16 protein-coding genes and 1 other RNA gene are annotated in these 15,358 nt (G+C 62.0%); 12 read left to right on the plus strand and 5 right to left on the minus strand.

Going from position 1 to position 15,358, the window contains the following annotated elements:
* Positions 1-78: 78 nt before the first annotated feature.
* The gene (grpE, locus tag LOY33_RS22070; RefSeq protein ID WP_043863833.1) at positions 79-633 is read right to left on the minus strand and encodes a nucleotide exchange factor GrpE; all 555 of its coding nucleotides are present in this window, start codon (positions 631-633) and stop codon (positions 79-81) included.
* A 229-nt stretch (positions 634-862) separates the two neighbouring features.
* Between grpE and recN the strand changes: the two genes are divergently transcribed.
* A complete protein-coding gene (gene recN / locus LOY33_RS22075) occupies positions 863-2,536 on the plus strand; it encodes a DNA repair protein RecN (protein WP_258660090.1) in 1,674 nt (557 codons plus the stop codon).
* A 108-nt stretch (positions 2,537-2,644) separates the two neighbouring features.
* On the opposite strand, the gene fur is transcribed toward recN, so the two are convergent.
* Complete coding sequence (fur, locus tag LOY33_RS22080; protein WP_043863835.1) at positions 2,645-3,049, minus strand: ferric iron uptake transcriptional regulator; 405 nt, start codon at positions 3,047-3,049, stop codon at positions 2,645-2,647.
* Between the two features lie 97 nt (positions 3,050-3,146).
* Between fur and LOY33_RS22085 the strand changes: the two genes are divergently transcribed.
* Positions 3,147-3,671 (plus strand): outer membrane protein assembly factor BamE, encoded by a 525-nt coding sequence (locus tag LOY33_RS22085; RefSeq protein WP_043863836.1) that lies wholly within the window; start codon positions 3,147-3,149, stop codon positions 3,669-3,671.
* A gap of 57 nt (positions 3,672-3,728) precedes the next feature.
* Here the strand turns inward: LOY33_RS22085 and LOY33_RS22090 are convergent, their stop codons facing one another.
* Both LOY33_RS22090 and LOY33_RS22095 read right to left on the minus strand, forming a co-directional pair.
* Complete coding sequence (locus LOY33_RS22090; RefSeq protein ID WP_100634066.1) at positions 3,729-4,040, minus strand: RnfH family protein; 312 nt, start codon at positions 4,038-4,040, stop codon at positions 3,729-3,731.
* The gene (locus LOY33_RS22095; protein WP_043863838.1) at positions 4,033-4,467 is read right to left on the minus strand and encodes a type II toxin-antitoxin system RatA family toxin; all 435 of its coding nucleotides are present in this window, start codon (positions 4,465-4,467) and stop codon (positions 4,033-4,035) included. The genes LOY33_RS22090 and LOY33_RS22095 overlap by 8 nt, the downstream gene beginning before the upstream one ends.
* A 170-nt stretch (positions 4,468-4,637) precedes the next feature.
* Between LOY33_RS22095 and smpB the strand changes: the two genes are divergently transcribed.
* The gene (gene smpB / locus LOY33_RS22100) at positions 4,638-5,120 is read left to right on the plus strand and encodes an SsrA-binding protein SmpB (protein WP_043863839.1); all 483 of its coding nucleotides are present in this window, start codon (positions 4,638-4,640) and stop codon (positions 5,118-5,120) included.
* Between the two features lie 99 nt (positions 5,121-5,219).
* Here the strand turns inward: smpB and LOY33_RS22105 are convergent, their stop codons facing one another.
* Positions 5,220-5,987 carry a GntR family transcriptional regulator gene (locus LOY33_RS22105; protein ID WP_043863840.1) on the minus strand — a complete coding sequence of 256 codons (768 nt, stop codon included), beginning with the start codon at positions 5,985-5,987 and terminating at the stop codon, positions 5,220-5,222.
* 253 nt (positions 5,988-6,240) lie between these two features.
* Here LOY33_RS22105 and LOY33_RS22110 point away from each other — a divergent pair, with 253 nt between their 5' ends.
* From LOY33_RS22110 to LOY33_RS22150, 9 genes are all read left to right on the plus strand, one after another.
* Positions 6,241-7,908, plus strand: a complete 1,668-nt coding sequence (locus LOY33_RS22110; protein WP_043863841.1) for a lactate permease LctP family transporter — start codon at positions 6,241-6,243, stop codon at positions 7,906-7,908.
* A 68-nt stretch (positions 7,909-7,976) separates the two neighbouring features.
* Positions 7,977-9,122: an FMN-dependent L-lactate dehydrogenase LldD gene (gene lldD, locus LOY33_RS22115; RefSeq protein ID WP_258660096.1), complete on the plus strand. Its 1,146-nt coding sequence runs from the start codon at positions 7,977-7,979 to the stop codon at positions 9,120-9,122.
* 74 nt (positions 9,123-9,196) lie between these two features.
* Positions 9,197-12,007, plus strand: coding sequence for an FAD-binding and (Fe-S)-binding domain-containing protein (locus LOY33_RS22120; RefSeq protein ID WP_258660097.1), 2,811 nt, complete (start codon positions 9,197-9,199; stop codon positions 12,005-12,007).
* 147 nt (positions 12,008-12,154) lie between these two features.
* Entirely contained in the window at positions 12,155-12,436 is a 282-nt protein-coding gene (locus LOY33_RS22125) for a hypothetical protein (RefSeq protein WP_043863844.1), read from the plus strand.
* Between the two features lie 101 nt (positions 12,437-12,537).
* Positions 12,538-12,928: a transfer-messenger RNA gene (gene ssrA, locus LOY33_RS22130) on the plus strand.
* Positions 12,929-12,963: 35 nt separating this feature from the next.
* Positions 12,964-13,443, plus strand: a complete 480-nt coding sequence (locus LOY33_RS22135) for a YfjI family protein (RefSeq protein ID WP_258660098.1) — start codon at positions 12,964-12,966, stop codon at positions 13,441-13,443.
* The gene (locus LOY33_RS22140) at positions 13,427-13,786 is read left to right on the plus strand and encodes a hypothetical protein (protein ID WP_258660099.1); all 360 of its coding nucleotides are present in this window, start codon (positions 13,427-13,429) and stop codon (positions 13,784-13,786) included. Before LOY33_RS22135 ends, LOY33_RS22140 begins: the two co-directional genes overlap by 17 nt.
* Positions 13,764-14,744 (plus strand): integrase domain-containing protein, encoded by a 981-nt coding sequence (locus LOY33_RS22145; protein WP_258660100.1) that lies wholly within the window; start codon positions 13,764-13,766, stop codon positions 14,742-14,744. Before LOY33_RS22140 ends, LOY33_RS22145 begins: the two co-directional genes overlap by 23 nt.
* Positions 14,741-15,088 (plus strand): hypothetical protein, encoded by a 348-nt coding sequence (locus LOY33_RS22150; protein ID WP_258660101.1) that lies wholly within the window; start codon positions 14,741-14,743, stop codon positions 15,086-15,088. Before LOY33_RS22145 ends, LOY33_RS22150 begins: the two co-directional genes overlap by 4 nt.
* Positions 15,089-15,358 lie beyond the last annotated feature (270 nt).

Here is a 15,358-nt window from a genome sequence, read left to right on the forward strand (position 1 = left end):
TTGGTTGCCGCAGCGGTGGTTGCCAACTGCGGTAGCACTTAAACGCTTGACACTTAAATGGGGGCCGCCAGGCTAATTTCAAGCCTTCTCGTCAATCGAGGGCGAAACCGGAGCCGGAGCCTTGCTGACCACGACCATGGCCGGGCGCAGCAGACGCCCATTGAGCTGGTAGCCCTTCTGGAACACCTTGAGCACGCTGTTGGGCTCGACGTCCGCACTCTCCTGCATGGCCATGGCCTGGTGCAGTTCGGCGTTGAACGGTTCGCCGTGCGGGTCGATCGCCTCGAGGTTGTAGCGCTTGAGGGTGTCGTGGAACATCTTCAGGGTCAGCTCGATGCCTTCACGCATCGGGCGGATGCTCTCGTCTTCGGCGCTGGACAGCTCCAGGCCGCGCTCAAGGCTGTCGATCACCGGCAACAGGTCACCAGCGAACTTCTCAAGGGCGAACTTGTGCGCCTTCTCGACATCCTGCTCGGCGCGACGGCGCACGTTCTGAAGGTCTGCGGCGGTGCGCAGGGATTGATCCTGGGCCGCCGCCAGTTGCTCTTCGAGCACCTGCACGCGCGTGCTCAGCTCATCGCCGGCCGCCTCGGCGTTCAGATTCTGTTCATCCAGCGTCTGTTCGTCAGCCATAAAATCTCTCCTTTGCAATTTCGTCAGCGAACTTACTCGCACGTCTGCCGGCTATATGGGGTCTGAAAATGCAGCTTCAAGGGCTGATGAACAGTCAGCAGCATTACCCTCATAACCCCTTGCGATCAAAACCCTCACCGAGCAACCGAATCAAACTAAGCACAAGCATTGTCAGGCGATTTCAAAACACTGTATAAATAACCAGACCTTACGCCTGGGAGCCGCCCCAATGCTGGTGCATCTTTCCGTACACAACTACGCCATCGTCGAACACCTGGACCTCGAACTCGCCCGCGGGATGAGCGTCATCACCGGTGAAACCGGGGCCGGCAAATCGATCATGCTCGACGCCCTCGGCCTCACCCTGGGTGATCGCGCCGACAGCGGCGTGGTGCGCCCCGGGGCAGACAAGGCCGACATCCTGGCCACCTTCGACCTGGGCGACATTCCCGAGGCCCGCACCTGGCTGGCCGAGCGCGACCTGGACACCGACGGCCCGTGCATACTGCGCCGGGTGATCACCGCCGAAGGCCGCAGCCGCGGCTATATAAACGGCACGCCTTGCCCGCTGGGCGACCTCAAGGCCCTGGGCGAGCTGCTGATCGACATCCACAGCCAGCACGAACACCAGTCGCTGCTGAAGACCGACACCCATCGCCGCCTGCTCGACGAATACGCCGGCGCCACCGACCTTGCACGCCAGGTGCAGCTGGCGGCGCAGCGCTGGCGGCAGACCCGCCAGGAGCTCGAGCGGCTGAGCAACTCCGGGGACGAACAGCGCGCGCAGCACCAGTTGCTCAGCTATCAGCTCGAAGAGCTGGAAAACCTCAACCTGGGCGAAAACGAACTTGAGCTACTGGAACAGGAACACAAGAACCTGACCAATGCAGAGGCCCTGTTCGGTATCTGCCGCCAGGTCATCGACCATTGCAGCGAGAGCGACTCGGGCAATGTGCTCAGTGCGCTGACCGTCAGCCTCAATCGCCTGACCGCCGTACAGAATGCCCCCAAGGCGCTGGCCGAGGCGGCCAACATGATCGCCAGTGCGCAGATTCAGGTGGAAGAAGCAGTGGGCGAGCTCAACCGCTTTCTCGACCATTTCGACGCCGACCCCGCGCGGCTGCAGCAGCTGGAAGAACGTCTCGACGCCCTGTACACCCTGGCGCGCAAACACCGCGTGCACCCCAGCGAGCTGGCCGACCTGCAGCAACGACTGATGGAGGAGCTCGAAGGCCTCAACGCCAACGACGAGTCCATTGCCCGACTGGGTGACGAACTTGTCGCCTATGCCCGCCACTACCAGGAAAAGGCCTCGGAGCTGAGCCGCCTGCGCCAGCAGGCCGCGACCCAGCTGGCTGGCGCGGTGGAGCTTGAGATTCAGCGCCTGGGCATGCCTGGCGGACGCTTCAGCATCGAACTTCGCCCCAACAGTGGCGAAGACTTGTTGCCCCAGGGCCTGGAGCAGGTCGAACTGCTGGTCAGCGCCAACCCCGGCCAGCCGCTCAAGGCACTGGCCAAGGTGGCTTCCGGGGGTGAATTGTCACGGATCAGCCTGGCGATCCAGGTCATTACCGCTCAGACCTCGCGCATTCCGACCCTGGTGTTCGACGAAGTCGACGTGGGTATCGGCGGCCCGACTGCTGAAATCGTGGGGCAGCTGTTGCGTCGCCTGGGCGAGCGTGGGCAGGTATTGACGGTCACCCACCTGCCGCAGGTAGCCGCGCAGGGCCACCATCACCTGTTCGTGCACAAGGTGCGCAATAGCGATGCGACCCATACGGCGGTGGCGAGCCTGGGCAAACGCGAGCGGGTCGAAGAGGTGGCGCGCATGCTGGGCGGCATCGACCTGACCAAGGAATCGCTGGCGCATGCCAGAAAGATGGTCGTCACCAGCAAAGCCTGACTGCCCCCGCAGGAGCCGGCTTTGCCGGCGTACAACATTACAGCCCCCACAAAGCACGAAGGCGACCCCAGGGTCGCCTTCAATGCCGTGCAATTCAAAGCAAAGTGCTTACTTTTTCTTGCGCACGTACAGCACGAGATTGTGGTCTACCAACTCGTAGCCGTGCTCCAGCACGATTTCCTTCTGGCGCTTTTCAATTTCGGCATCGAAGAACTCGATGACTTCGCCAGACTCCACGTTGACCATATGGTCGTGGTGGCCGCCGTCGGCCAGTTCAAACACTGCATGACCGCCGTCGAAGTTGTGACGAACGACAAGACCTGCCGCCTCGAACTGGGTCAGAACACGGTAAACCGTGGCCAGACCGACGTCCTCGCCTGCCTCCATCAACGCCTTGTAGACGTCTTCAGCACTCATGTGGCGCTGCTCGGTGGAGTCGAGCATCTGTAGAATCTTGACTCGAGGCAGGGTCACCTTGAGACCGGCTTTGCGTAATTCGCTATTTTCAACCATGGTCAGCTTTCTCGCCGATGCTGCTTCGCAGCTTCTCTGAATACGGGTATGATCGGGGTTTACGTTGTCCAGCCAAGATAGTGGAAGTCGCCCACCGATGCAAAACACCAAGCTCTTGCTAACCAGCCTCACCTTTGTGGGACTGCTCGCACTCGCCGGTTGCTCGTTCCCCGGGGTTTACAAAATCGACATCCAGCAGGGCAATGTCGTCACGCAGGACATGATAGACCAATTGCGGCCGGGAATGACCCGCCGGCAAGTACGGTTTATCATGGGCAACCCTCTGATCCAGGACACCTTCCACACCAACCGTTGGGACTACCTGTACAGTCTGCAACCAGGTGGGGGCGAGCGCCAGCAGGAACGGATGAGCGTGTTCTTCAACGAGAACGACCAGCTCGCCAGCCTGTCGGGTGACTTCATGCCGGGTGTGAGCCGCGATCAGGAAATCCTTGGCGGCGCAGCGGGCACCACTGTCAGCCCTGCCGAAGGCGAGACACCTGCCAAGCAGGAAGCGCCCGCCAAGCCTGGCTCGCTGGAAGACACGATCCAGCGCGACGTCGATACCATCGAAGTCATCCCGGTTCCAGTGCCGGAACCGCTGGACACCTCGCCGCAGTAAGCAAGGCGCAGGTAATAAAAAGCCCGGATCATTCCGGGCTTTTTCATGCGCGGCGTTTCACCGCTTGGCCTTCTTGAACACCCTGGCCACCTTGGCCGCGCGCTGTTTGCGCACCTCCTTGGGGTCGATCAGCAGCGGCCGATACAGCTCGATCCGATCACCCGCCTCGACCGGATGCTGCGACGCAACCACCTTGCCAAAGATACCCATCGGGCAATCCCCGACCGACACGCCCGGCAACTGCCCGGCGATGCCCGACAAGCGAACTGCCTCGCTCACCGACGTACCCGCCGGCACCTCCAGCGCCAGCAACAGCTGCTGCTCGGCGGTGGCGTAGACCACTTCGATGGGCAGCATCGGCTCAGCCATTGAGTTGCTTGGCCCGCTGGCAGAACGCATCCACCAGGGTGTTGGCCGCCTGGTTGAAGATCGGCCCCAGGGTGGCGCGCACCAGCGGCCCGGCGTAATCGAACGACAGGTCCAGGCTGATCTTGCAGGCCTTGTCGCCGAGTGCCTTGAACGTCCAGAGCCCGTGCAGCTGATTGAACGGCCCCTCCTCAAGGTTCATCTCGATGGACTGCCCTGGCACCAACTCATTTCGCGTTACAAAACTCTGGCTCATGCCGCCCTTGGCCGCCTCGACTCGCGCACGCATCAGGGTCTCGCTCTGCTCCAGCACCGTGCTGGAGGAACACCACGGCAGAAATTCCGAATAGCGGGCGACGTCATTCACCAGGTCATACAGCGCCTGAGCGGGGTACGGCAACAGTGCCGAACGTTGAATATGGGTAGTCATCCAGGCGTCACTTCCAAAGCTGAGCGGTAAACACGATGCGAATGCCGAGGGGCGCCACATAGCGCATCAAGAGGAAAAACAGCGCGTATTGTCCGGGATTCACTCCAACGGCTCAAGCGTACCGCTACCCCGTAGCCGACAGCGCGACGACTGCCTATAATGCCGCCCCTATGGCTAAACAAAAGAAGCATCCGACAGGGACCATCGCGCAGAATAAAAAGGCGCGTCACGATTACTTCATCGAGCACAAGTTCGAGGCCGGATTGGTCCTGTCCGGTTGGGAAGTAAAAAGTCTGCGTGCCGGCAAGGCGCATCTTGTGGACAGCTACGTGCTGCTCAAGGACGGTGAAGCATGGCTGATGGGCTGCCATATCACCCCCCTGACCGCGGCCAGCACCCACGTGATCGCCGACCCGACCCGTACCCGTAAACTGCTGCTCAATCGCCGCGAGCTGGAGCGCCTGTTCGTGGGCGTACAGCAGAAGGGCTATACCTGCGTGGCCTTGTCGATGTACTGGAGCAAGCACTTGATCAAGTGCGAGATTGCCCTGGGCAAGGGCAAGAAGGAATACGACAAGCGCGATACCCAGCGCGAGCGTGATTCCGATCGCGAGTTGCAGCGCGCCGTGCGCAGCAAGGGCCGCGACGAGTAGGCACGCCTGCTCTAGCCACTTTGCCAGCAAGGCCGGCTCCTACAGGCCAAGCGAAACCCTGTAGGAGCCGGCCTTGCCGGCGAAAGCCGCAACGCTTGTCTAGCGCCCGTTGCGCCGCTCTGCCCGCGCGACCCGCTGCACTTCCTGACGCACCTCTTCGAGCACCTCCTGCACATACAGAATGTGCTGGCTCGACACCTCCCGTGCATCCTGCGCACGCCCTTCGACAATCGCCAGGTACAGGTCCCGGTGCTGCGCAATCAGCATGTCGCGGGTCTCGCTGCGCTGCTTGTACATACCGCCGATGTTGGTCACCACGTTGCGCTTGAGCAGGTCGAACAACCCGCGAATGGTATGCAGCAGCACCGCGTTATGGCTGGCCTCGGCAATCGCCAGGTGGAACGACGCATCCGCCGCCCCTTCCTCGGCTCGGCTCACCTCATCGGCACGCGCATAACAGTCCTGCAGCGCATCGAACGCCACCTTCAACCGCTCGCGATCCACCGCGGTGGCACGCAATGCGGCGTAATAGGCACACGACGCCTCCAGCGTATGACGAAACTCCAGCAGGTCGCGTTCGACCTCCGGATTGTTCTCCAGCAATTGCAACAAGGGGTCGCTGAACGTCGAACCCATCGACTGGGCAACATAATTGCCGCCGCCCTGTCGGCTCACCAGCATGCCCTTGGCTACCAGCTTCTGGATCGCCTCGCGCAACGACGGGCGTGACACCCCGAACTGCTCGGCCAGTTGCCGCTCGGCCGGCAACCGCTCACCGGCGGTCAAGGTGCCTTCAAGAATCATCCCCTCAAGCCGCTCGACGATATCGTCGGACAAACGGCGTTGGCGGACCTGGTTGAAAACCATCACATGCTCTCCACAATCCCGAGTTCGTTCGGGGCCGCCTATTTTGGCCTATCGGTGCCCACGCCACACCCACCAGTTGGCGAATTTCGAAGCCGCTCAGCCGACCTTTTTTCAACCGTCCGACGAAAGTTTTAGCGGGGCAAATTGACACACCCACCACAGGGCTCTTAACCTAGCGGCTCGACATTGTAAATTGGTATGACCAATTAGCCAATGCCACTGCATGACCAACAACAATTAGGGGCCACCCCATATGCAAACCTGGCAACAACTCTATAGTCCGCTTGGTAGTCTCGGCCTGTCCGCCCTGGCGGCAGTCATCCCTATCGTGTTCTTCTTCCTGGCGCTGGCCGTGTTCCGCCTCAAGGGTCATGTGGCAGGCAGCATCACGCTGGCGCTGTCGATCCTGGTCGCCATCTTCGCCTTCCAGATGCCCGCCGACATGGCACTGGCTGCTGCCGGGTACGGTTTTGCCTATGGCCTGTGGCCCATCGCCTGGATCATCGTCGCGGCGGTGTTCCTGTACAAACTGACGGTCAAGAGTGGCCAGTTCGAAGTGATCCGCAGCTCGGTGCTGTCGATCACCGACGACCAGCGCCTGCAGGTTCTGCTGATCGGCTTCTGCTTCGGCGCCTTCCTGGAAGGCGCGGCAGGCTTCGGCGCACCCGTGGCCATTACCGCTGCACTGCTGGTGGGCCTGGGTTTCAACCCGCTGTACGCCGCCGGCCTGTGCCTGATCGCCAACACCGCCCCGGTGGCCTTCGGCGCCCTGGGTATCCCGATCATCGTGGCCGGCCAGGTCACCGGTATCGACGCCTTCAAGATCGGCGCCATGACCGGTCGTCAATTGCCGTTGCTGTCGCTGTTCGTGCCGTTCTGGCTGGTGTTCATGATGGACGGCCTGCGCGGCGTCAAGGAGACCTGGCCTGCAGCCCTGGTGGCCGGCCTGAGCTTCGCCGTCACCCAGTACTTCACCTCCAACTTCATCGGCCCGGAACTGCCGGACATCACCTCGGCACTGGCCAGCCTGATCTCCCTGACCCTGTTCCTCAAGGTCTGGCAGCCCAAGCGCTCGATGACCACCGCCACCGGCAGCGTTGGTGCAGCCGTGGTCAACGGTGGCGGCAGCCAGCCTTCGCCATACAGCTTCGGCGAGATCTTCAAGGCCTGGTCGCCGTTCCTGATCCTCACCGTGCTGGTCACCATCTGGACCCTCAAGCCATTCAAAGCGGCCTTTGCCGCCGGTGGTTCGATGTACAGCTGGGTGTTCAACTTCGCCATCCCGCACCTTGACCAGCTGGTGATCAAGACCGCGCCGATCGTCGCCGCCCCGACCGCCATGCCGGCGGTGTTCAAGCTCGACCCGATCTCGGCCACCGGTACCGCGATCTTCTTCTCCGCGCTGCTGTCGATGCTGGTGCTGAAGATCAACTTCAAGACCGGCCTGACCACGCTGAAGGAAACCTTCTTCGAACTGCGTTGGCCGATCCTGTCGATCGGCATGGTGCTGGCCTTTGCCTTCGTCACCAACTACTCGGGCATGTCGTCGACCATGGCCCTGGTTCTGGCCGGCACCGGCGCAGCGTTCCCGTTCTTCTCGCCGTTCCTTGGCTGGCTGGGCGTGTTCCTGACCGGTTCGGACACTTCGTCCAACGCTCTGTTCAGCTCGCTGCAAGCCACCACCGCGCACCAGATCGGGGTCAACGACACCCTGCTGGTGGCCGCCAACACCAGCGGCGGCGTTACCGGCAAGATGATCTCGCCACAGTCCATCGCCGTGGCATGCGCGGCCACCGGGCTGGTTGGCAAAGAGTCGGACCTGTTCCGCTTCACCCTCAAGCACAGCTTGTTCTTCGCCACCATCGTCGGCCTGATCACCTTGATCCAGGCGTACTGGCTGACCGGCATGCTGGTTCACTAAAGTGAAAGAGGCCGGGCGCCCCAAGGGCGCCCGGCAGCTGCCCCTTTCAACCGACGCTGCGAGACACCATGATCATTTCAGCCTCTACCGACTACCGCGCCGCAGCCCAACGCAAGCTGCCGCCCTTCCTGTTCCACTACGCCGACGGCGGCGCCTACGCCGAGTACACCCTGCGCCACAACGTCGAAGACCTGGCCAACATCGCCCTGCGCCAGCGCGTTCTGAAGAACATGTCCGAGCTCAGCCTCGAGACCCGCCTGTTCGATGAAACCCTGAGCATGCCCGTGGCCCTGGCACCGGTCGGCCTGACCGGCATGTACGCCCGGCGCGGCGAGGTGCAGGCGGCACGTGCCGCGGCGGCCAAGGGCATCCCCTTCACCCTGTCGACCGTATCCGTGTGCCCGATCGAGGAAGTGGCCCCGGCCATCGACCGGCCCATGTGGTTCCAGCTCTATGTGCTCAAGGACCGCGGCTTCATGCGCAATGCCCTGGAGCGTGCCAAGGCCGCCGGCGTGACCACCCTGGTGTTCACCGTGGACATGCCCGTACCCGGCGCACGCTACCGTGACGCCCACTCCGGCATGAGCGGCCCTAACGCACCGCTGCGGCGCATGTGGCAGGCCATGACCCACCCCCAGTGGGCGCTGGATGTAGGCCTGCTGGGCAAGCCCCACGACCTGGGCAACATCTCCAAATACCGCGGCAGCCCCACCGGCCTGGCCGACTACATCGGCTGGCTGGGCGCCAACTTCGACCCGTCGATTTCCTGGAAGGACCTGGAATGGATCCGCGAGTTCTGGGATGGCCCGATGGTGATCAAGGGTATTCTCGACCCGGACGACGCGCGCGACGCCGTGAAGTTCGGTGCCGACGGCATCGTGGTGTCCAACCACGGCGGTCGCCAGCTCGACGGCGTGCTGTCCAGCGCCCGTGCCCTGCCGGCCATCGCCGATGCGGTCAAGGGCGACCTGAAGATCCTCGCCGATTCCGGTATCCGCAGCGGCCTGGACGTGGTGCGCATGATCGCCCTGGGCGCAGACACCGTACTGATCGGCCGTGCCTTCCTCTATGCCCTCGCCACCGCAGGCGAAGCCGGCGTGAAGAACCTGCTCGACCTGTTCGAAAAGGAAATGCGCGTGGCCATGGTGCTGACCGGCGCCAAGTCCATCAGCGAGATCACTCGCGATTCGCTGGTACGCGAATTCGGCGCCTGACCGCCTGCCCCATCACCGCCTGATTGTCCGGGGCACGCGGCGCGATAGACGCCGTGGCCCCGCGAGGAGTTTGCATGAGCCTGCCCACCGCGTTTCTCGACTCGGTTGAACGCCTGATCCCCCGTGAGCGCCGCTTCGACGACCCCACGTCTACCCTGGCCTTCGGTACCGACGCCAGCTTCTACCGGCTGATCCCCAAGCTGGTGGTGCGCGTGGAAAGCGAAGACGAAGTGGTGGGCCTGCTCCAGCTGGCCCAGCGCGACCGCGTGCCGGTGACCTTCCGCGCCGCCGGCACCAGCCTGTCGGGCCAGGCCATCAGCGACTCGGTGCTGATCGTGCTGGGCGACAACTGGAACGGTCGCGAGATTCGCGAGCAAGGCCGGCAGATCCGCCTGCAACCCGGCGTGATCGGCGCCCAGGCCAACGCCTGGCTGGCTCCGTTCGGACGCAAGATCGGCCCCGACCCGGCGTCCATCAACGCCTGCAAGATCGGCGGCATCGTTGCCAACAACGCCAGTGGCATGTGCTGCGGCACCGCCCAGAACACCTACCACACCCTGGCCGGCCTGCGCCTGGTGCTGGCCGACGGCACCCGCCTGGACAGCGAAGACCCGGCCAGCGTCGCGGCCTTCCAGAGCAGCCATGCCGACCTGCTCGAATCGCTCGCGCGCCTGGGCCGCGAGACCCGCGCCAACACCGAACTGGCTGCGAAAATCCGCCACAAGTACCGGCTCAAGAACACCACCGGCCTGTCGCTCAACGCGCTGGTCGACTACGACCAGCCATTGGACATCCTCAACCACCTGCTGGTGGGCTCCGAGGGCACCCTGGGCTTCATCAGCGCGGTTACCTACGACACCGTGATCGATCACCCGCACAAGGCGTCGGCGCTGATCGTGTTCCCGGACGTGGAAACCTGCTGCACCGCCGTCACCGTGCTGAAAAGCCAGCCGGTATCGGCCGTGGAACTGCTCGACCGGCGCAGCCTGCGCTCGGTGCAGGACAAGCCCGGCATGCCGGCCTTCGTGCAGCAGCTGTCCGAGGGTGCGTGCGCCCTGCTGATCGAGTCCCGCGCTGCCACCCAGACACTGCTGCACGAGCAGCTGGGCCTGATCATGGCCTCGCTGGCGCAATTTCCGGTCGAGAAACAGGTCGACTTCACCGAAGACGCCAAGGAAAACGCCAAGCTCTGGGCCATCCGCAAGGACACCTTCCCGGCCGTCGGCGCCGTGCGCAAGACCGGCACCACGGTCATCATCGAAGACGTGACCTTCCCGGTCGAGCAACTGGCCATCGGCGTCAACCGCCTGATCGAGCTGTTCGAGCGGCACCACTATGACGAAGCCATCCTGTTCGGCCATGCGCTGGAGGGCAACCTGCACTTCGTGTTCACCCAGGGTTTCAACAGTGCCGAAGAGGTCGCCCGCTACCAGGCGTTCATGGACGACGTGGCGGACCTGGTGGCGGTCGAATTCGGCGGTTCGCTCAAGGCCGAGCATGGCACCGGGCGCAACATGGCGCCGTTCGTCGAACTGGAATGGGGACACGATGCCTACCAGCTGATGTGGACACTCAAGCGCCTGCTCGACCCCAACGGTATCCTCAACCCGGATGTGGTACTCAGCAACGACCCGCAGATCCACCTTAAGAACCTCAAGCCGTTGCCGGCCGCCGACGAGATCGTCGACAAGTGCATCGAGTGCGGCTTCTGCGAACCGGTGTGCCCGTCCAAGGGGCTGACCCTGAGCCCGCGCCAGCGCATCGTGATGTGGCGCGACATCCAGGCCAAGAAGCGCGCCGGGGTCGATACCACCGCGCTTGAACGCGACTACCAGTACCAGGGCATCGACACCTGCGCCGCCACCGGCTTGTGCGCCCAGCGCTGCCCGGTAGGCATCAACACCGGCGAACTGGTGAAGAAACTGCGCGCCCAGGCTGCCAGCCACGTGAAGACAGCCGACTGGCTGGCGGAGCATTTCCACACCGCGCTAAGCGGCGCCCGCCTCACCCTGCGCGCAGCCAACGGTGCCCGCCGCCTGTTGGGCGCGCCACGGCTGGCCCGCATCAGCCAGTCGTTGAGCAAAGCCAGCAACAGCCGCCTGCCGCTCTGGACGCCGGCCATGCCGCAGCCCCTGCAGCCCATCCAGTTCAGCCCCGCGAGCAACGATGCGCGGCCCCGCGTGGTGTACCTGGCGGCCTGCGTATCGCGCGTCATGGGCCCCGCCGCTGGCGATCGCGAACAGACCTCGCTGCTGGACAAGACCCGCGGCCTGCTGGAAAAGGCCGGCTACCAGGTGGTGTTCCCCGAGAACCAGGACAGCCTGTGCTGCGGTCAGCCGTTCGCCTCCAAGGGCTATGCCGAACAGGCCGAGCACAAGCGCCAGGAACTGATTGGCGCGCTGCTGCATGCCAGCCGCGGCGGGCTCGACCCGATCTACTGCGACACCAGCCCGTGCACCTTGCGCCTGGTGCAGGACCTCAAGGACTCGCGCCTGGACCTGTATGACCCGGTGCGCTTCATCCGCACCCACCTGGTGGACAAGCTGGAATTCACCCCGCAGGACGCACCGATTGCCGTGCACGTGACCTGCAGTACCCAGCACCTGGGCGAGAGCCAGGCCCTGATCGACCTGGCGCGGCGTTGCAGCAAAGAGGTGGTGATACCCGAGGGCATCCACTGCTGCGGGTTCGCCGGCGACAAAGGCTTCACCACCCCCGAACTGAACGCACATTCACTGCGCAGCCTAAAGGACGCCGTGCAGTACTGCAGCGAAGGCATCTCCACCAGCCGCACCTGTGAAATCGGCTTGAGCGAGCATGGCGGCATCGACTATCACGGCCTGGTGTACCTGGTGGACCGGGTGACCAGAGCCAGGGCGCTGTGAGCCAAGGCGGCTCCTGCACACCGGCAGGAGCTGGCCTTGCCGGCGAACAGGCCATCTGCCACAACATCCGTCTGAACCCCTGGCATCGGCCGCAGTCCATGCAAATAGGCCCCTTATCCTGAGGCCTTCCCAGCCAAGGAGATTCACATGAAGCGTACTGCGATTACCGGACTGTTCCTCAGCGCCGCACTGCTAGCCTCGCCTGTGTTCGCGGCGGATAAAGACCTGTGTACCAGCAACCTGCAGAAGATCGACGACCAGATGGCAACCATGGGCGCGACCTCCGAAGGGCTGGACGATGCGCTGAAGCAGCACGTGGCTGACGCCAAGGCCGCGCAGGCGGCGGGCAACGACAAGGATTGCATCACCATTAGCGCCAAGGTGCTGTCGCGCCTCGAGAAGACCGACAAGGGCGGCAACGGTCAGTAACCTCGGTGGGCGACCGGACCGGTAGTCGACGTCGCCCGACCGATGGCGTATACTCCATCACATGCACCCGAAACGGTGCTAGCGCTAGAGCAGTAAAAAATGGGGCCGATTAGGATTCGACGCCGGTGATGAAACTCTAGGTGCATGCCGAGTTGGTAACAGAACTCGTAAATCCACTGTTGCAACTTTCTATAGTTGCCAATGACGAAAACTACGAGGGTTACGCTCTCGCTGCGTAAGCAGCCGAGCCCGCTCTCCTGGTAGCTTCGGCTCCAGCAATCACTAGGGGATGCCTGTAAACCCGAAGTGATTGTCATACAGAACAGGATCGTCGTGTAGCACGTTGGGGGCAAAGCGACTAAAACTTACCCAACTCGTCCAAAGCACCCTGCCCGTCGGGCGGCTGCGGATTAACTCAATAGACACGGCTAAGCATGTAGTACCGACAGCGGAGTACTGGCGGACGGGGGTTCAAATCCCCCGGCTCCACCACTTCAACATCTAAAGACGTCCACGGACGTCTTTTTTTGTGCCTGAAATCCATTGAAATCAAGGGCTTCCAGCGCTTCCGAGGTTCACAATGGACCATTGAATTCGAGTCAGGGGAGTTCGGCGAGCTGGTCAACGTGCAAGCTGCTGCGAGTAAAGCCGCCGCGAACGTTCTACGCATGGCTGGTGTGATGGCGGTGGTTGAGGAATCGACTGCCTTGGAAGAAGTGCACATTCAGCGCGCCTCTACGCTGATGGATTACTACCTGGCCGAGAACCAGCGCCTGACCGAACAGGAGCCACTGAATAAGCTTCGCGCGGAGGCGGATTGCCTTCTGCGCTGGTTGATTAAGAAGAACTGGCCACCGTTTCGCCTCCGCGATCTCACGCGCAACGGCCCTCGCTTTGCCCGTAAAAGCACACGGTACACCTTCGAGTTGTTGCTGCAGCTGGTTACCCATAACTGGCTGAACAATGCCGGGGACATATTCGAGATGCGCCATGTTCCGCCTCAATGACGCCGTGCGCCGCTACCAGGCGCAACATCGCTCGCCGACCGAGTTGCGGTGTGTCGCCGCCACCGTCACCACTTTGTCACCACGTGCCAAGCCAGATGTAGCGCGGGCTGTCGCCAGTGTCGCCGCTGTCGCCAGTATCACCCCTGAACCCATCGACCTCGCTCAGCTCATCGAGAAGTTGCAAGAAGAAGGGGCTCTGCTGCAACACAGCGAAAATGCCCTTTCCATTCGTCCAACACACTGGGAGCAGCTGGACAGCATTAGCCCCCATTGGAAAGCCCTGCTGCTGCACCTACTGACCAACGATCAAGGTGAAGACAATGGCGCTGGTCGGTCGGCGTGACGGTCGCAACTTTGGATACGGCCGCCAACTCAGCTACGCCGGTCGGCAGGCTTTGGAAGATCTGTTTGCCGGCGGCCACTTCGCTACCGTCAAGGCGCATGGCGATCGCTGGCAAGCCTTCGTACGCTTGTGCCGGTCAGAGGACGGGCCCGGGTACAACGATGCGCGCCAGATTGATCGACAAACGCTGGAGTACTACGTCACATATCTGCGTCAGCAGATCCAGCAAGGCGAACTGTGCATCGCCACCGCGCAAAACCGTCTGAGCAGCGTTAACCGCACCCTCGCTGCGCTGCGCGGTGATCAGGACGTGAGAGTCATCAGCCCGAGCCTGGCGTTGGGTCTGCAGCGCTCCACAGTCCGCACGCGTGCGCCGGATGGCAGAGATATCCAAGATGTGCTGAGAGTGGTTAAAGCGCTTGGAGAACAACAACACGACCGGGTCGCCGCGATTGTCATCTTGGCCCGGACTACCGGTATGCGCCTACGCGAAGCGATCCTAGCTGACCTGCCACGCTTGCACCGAGAAGCCAAACACTTGGGCCGGATCAATATCCAGGGCGGTACCAAAGGCGGCCGATCAGGGGCATCAGCGCCACGTTGGATTATCGTCACTGAACAAGTTAACGCGGCGCTCCAATTTGCGCGTGATGCGTCGCCGCCCCGAAGCCGCAACTTGCTGGCCGGCGACGAAAGCTACGCCGCATTCCTGCAACAGACCGTGCTCCCAGCCCGCGAAACTCTGCATGAACACGGGCTGAAAGGATTCCATGAACTGCGCGCTGCTTACGCCTGCGATCGCTATGAGCAACTCACAGGCCACGCCGCACCAGTCAATGGTGGTCACTGCTATCGCATTGACAGCGGCCTTGATCAACAGGCGCGCCAACAGATCAGCCTTGAGCTCGGACATAACCGGATTGATGTGGTCTCGACCTACATTGGAGGTCGAACGTGACCAAGCCCTTCAATATGGCGCTGTTCCTGAGCGGCGCATTAATTGGCTCGAAGGCCACTCAGCAACGCCACCTAAGGCAAGCACGAGTCATGCAAGTGGCCATCCAACAGCGATGGCAACGAGACAACCCCTGGACTTGGCAGCTCAAGCACGTGCATTGGTTTCTAGTCCATCATTTAGCTATACACTCGCCCGCTTCGAAGTACTACTACCGGCTGACCGTGCTCTTGATTTTAAAGAAAATGGGGAGGGACTGGTCTTCAATTGCACTTGGGCAAGCAAAATCGAAAGACATCGTTTTAAACGTCGCCAAATCAATCGTTAAGCTCGAACAGAAATCCTGATCATTAAAGACCGTCAAGCATTATGCATGAAGACCGCATCTCCCTCTTATCCGCCAGCATACTGAATACCTAATGAGCCCTGCGTTAAACCCACAAGTTCTCCAGAATATTTCTGGTATACGCCGAACGTTGACGAGAGTTTCATCGGATGCACAGCCCTACGAAAAAGATGCTACAGCCAGTCACAACAGCGATGCTAATTCATCGGCCAGGCCAAAAATTTGATTAACCTGCCGAACTCTCGCTAAAGTTTTAAATAGCGTTACACTT

This window comes from Pseudomonas sp. B21-036, from assembly GCF_024748925.1.
Taxonomy (GTDB): domain Bacteria; phylum Pseudomonadota; class Gammaproteobacteria; order Pseudomonadales; family Pseudomonadaceae; genus Aquipseudomonas; species Aquipseudomonas palmensis.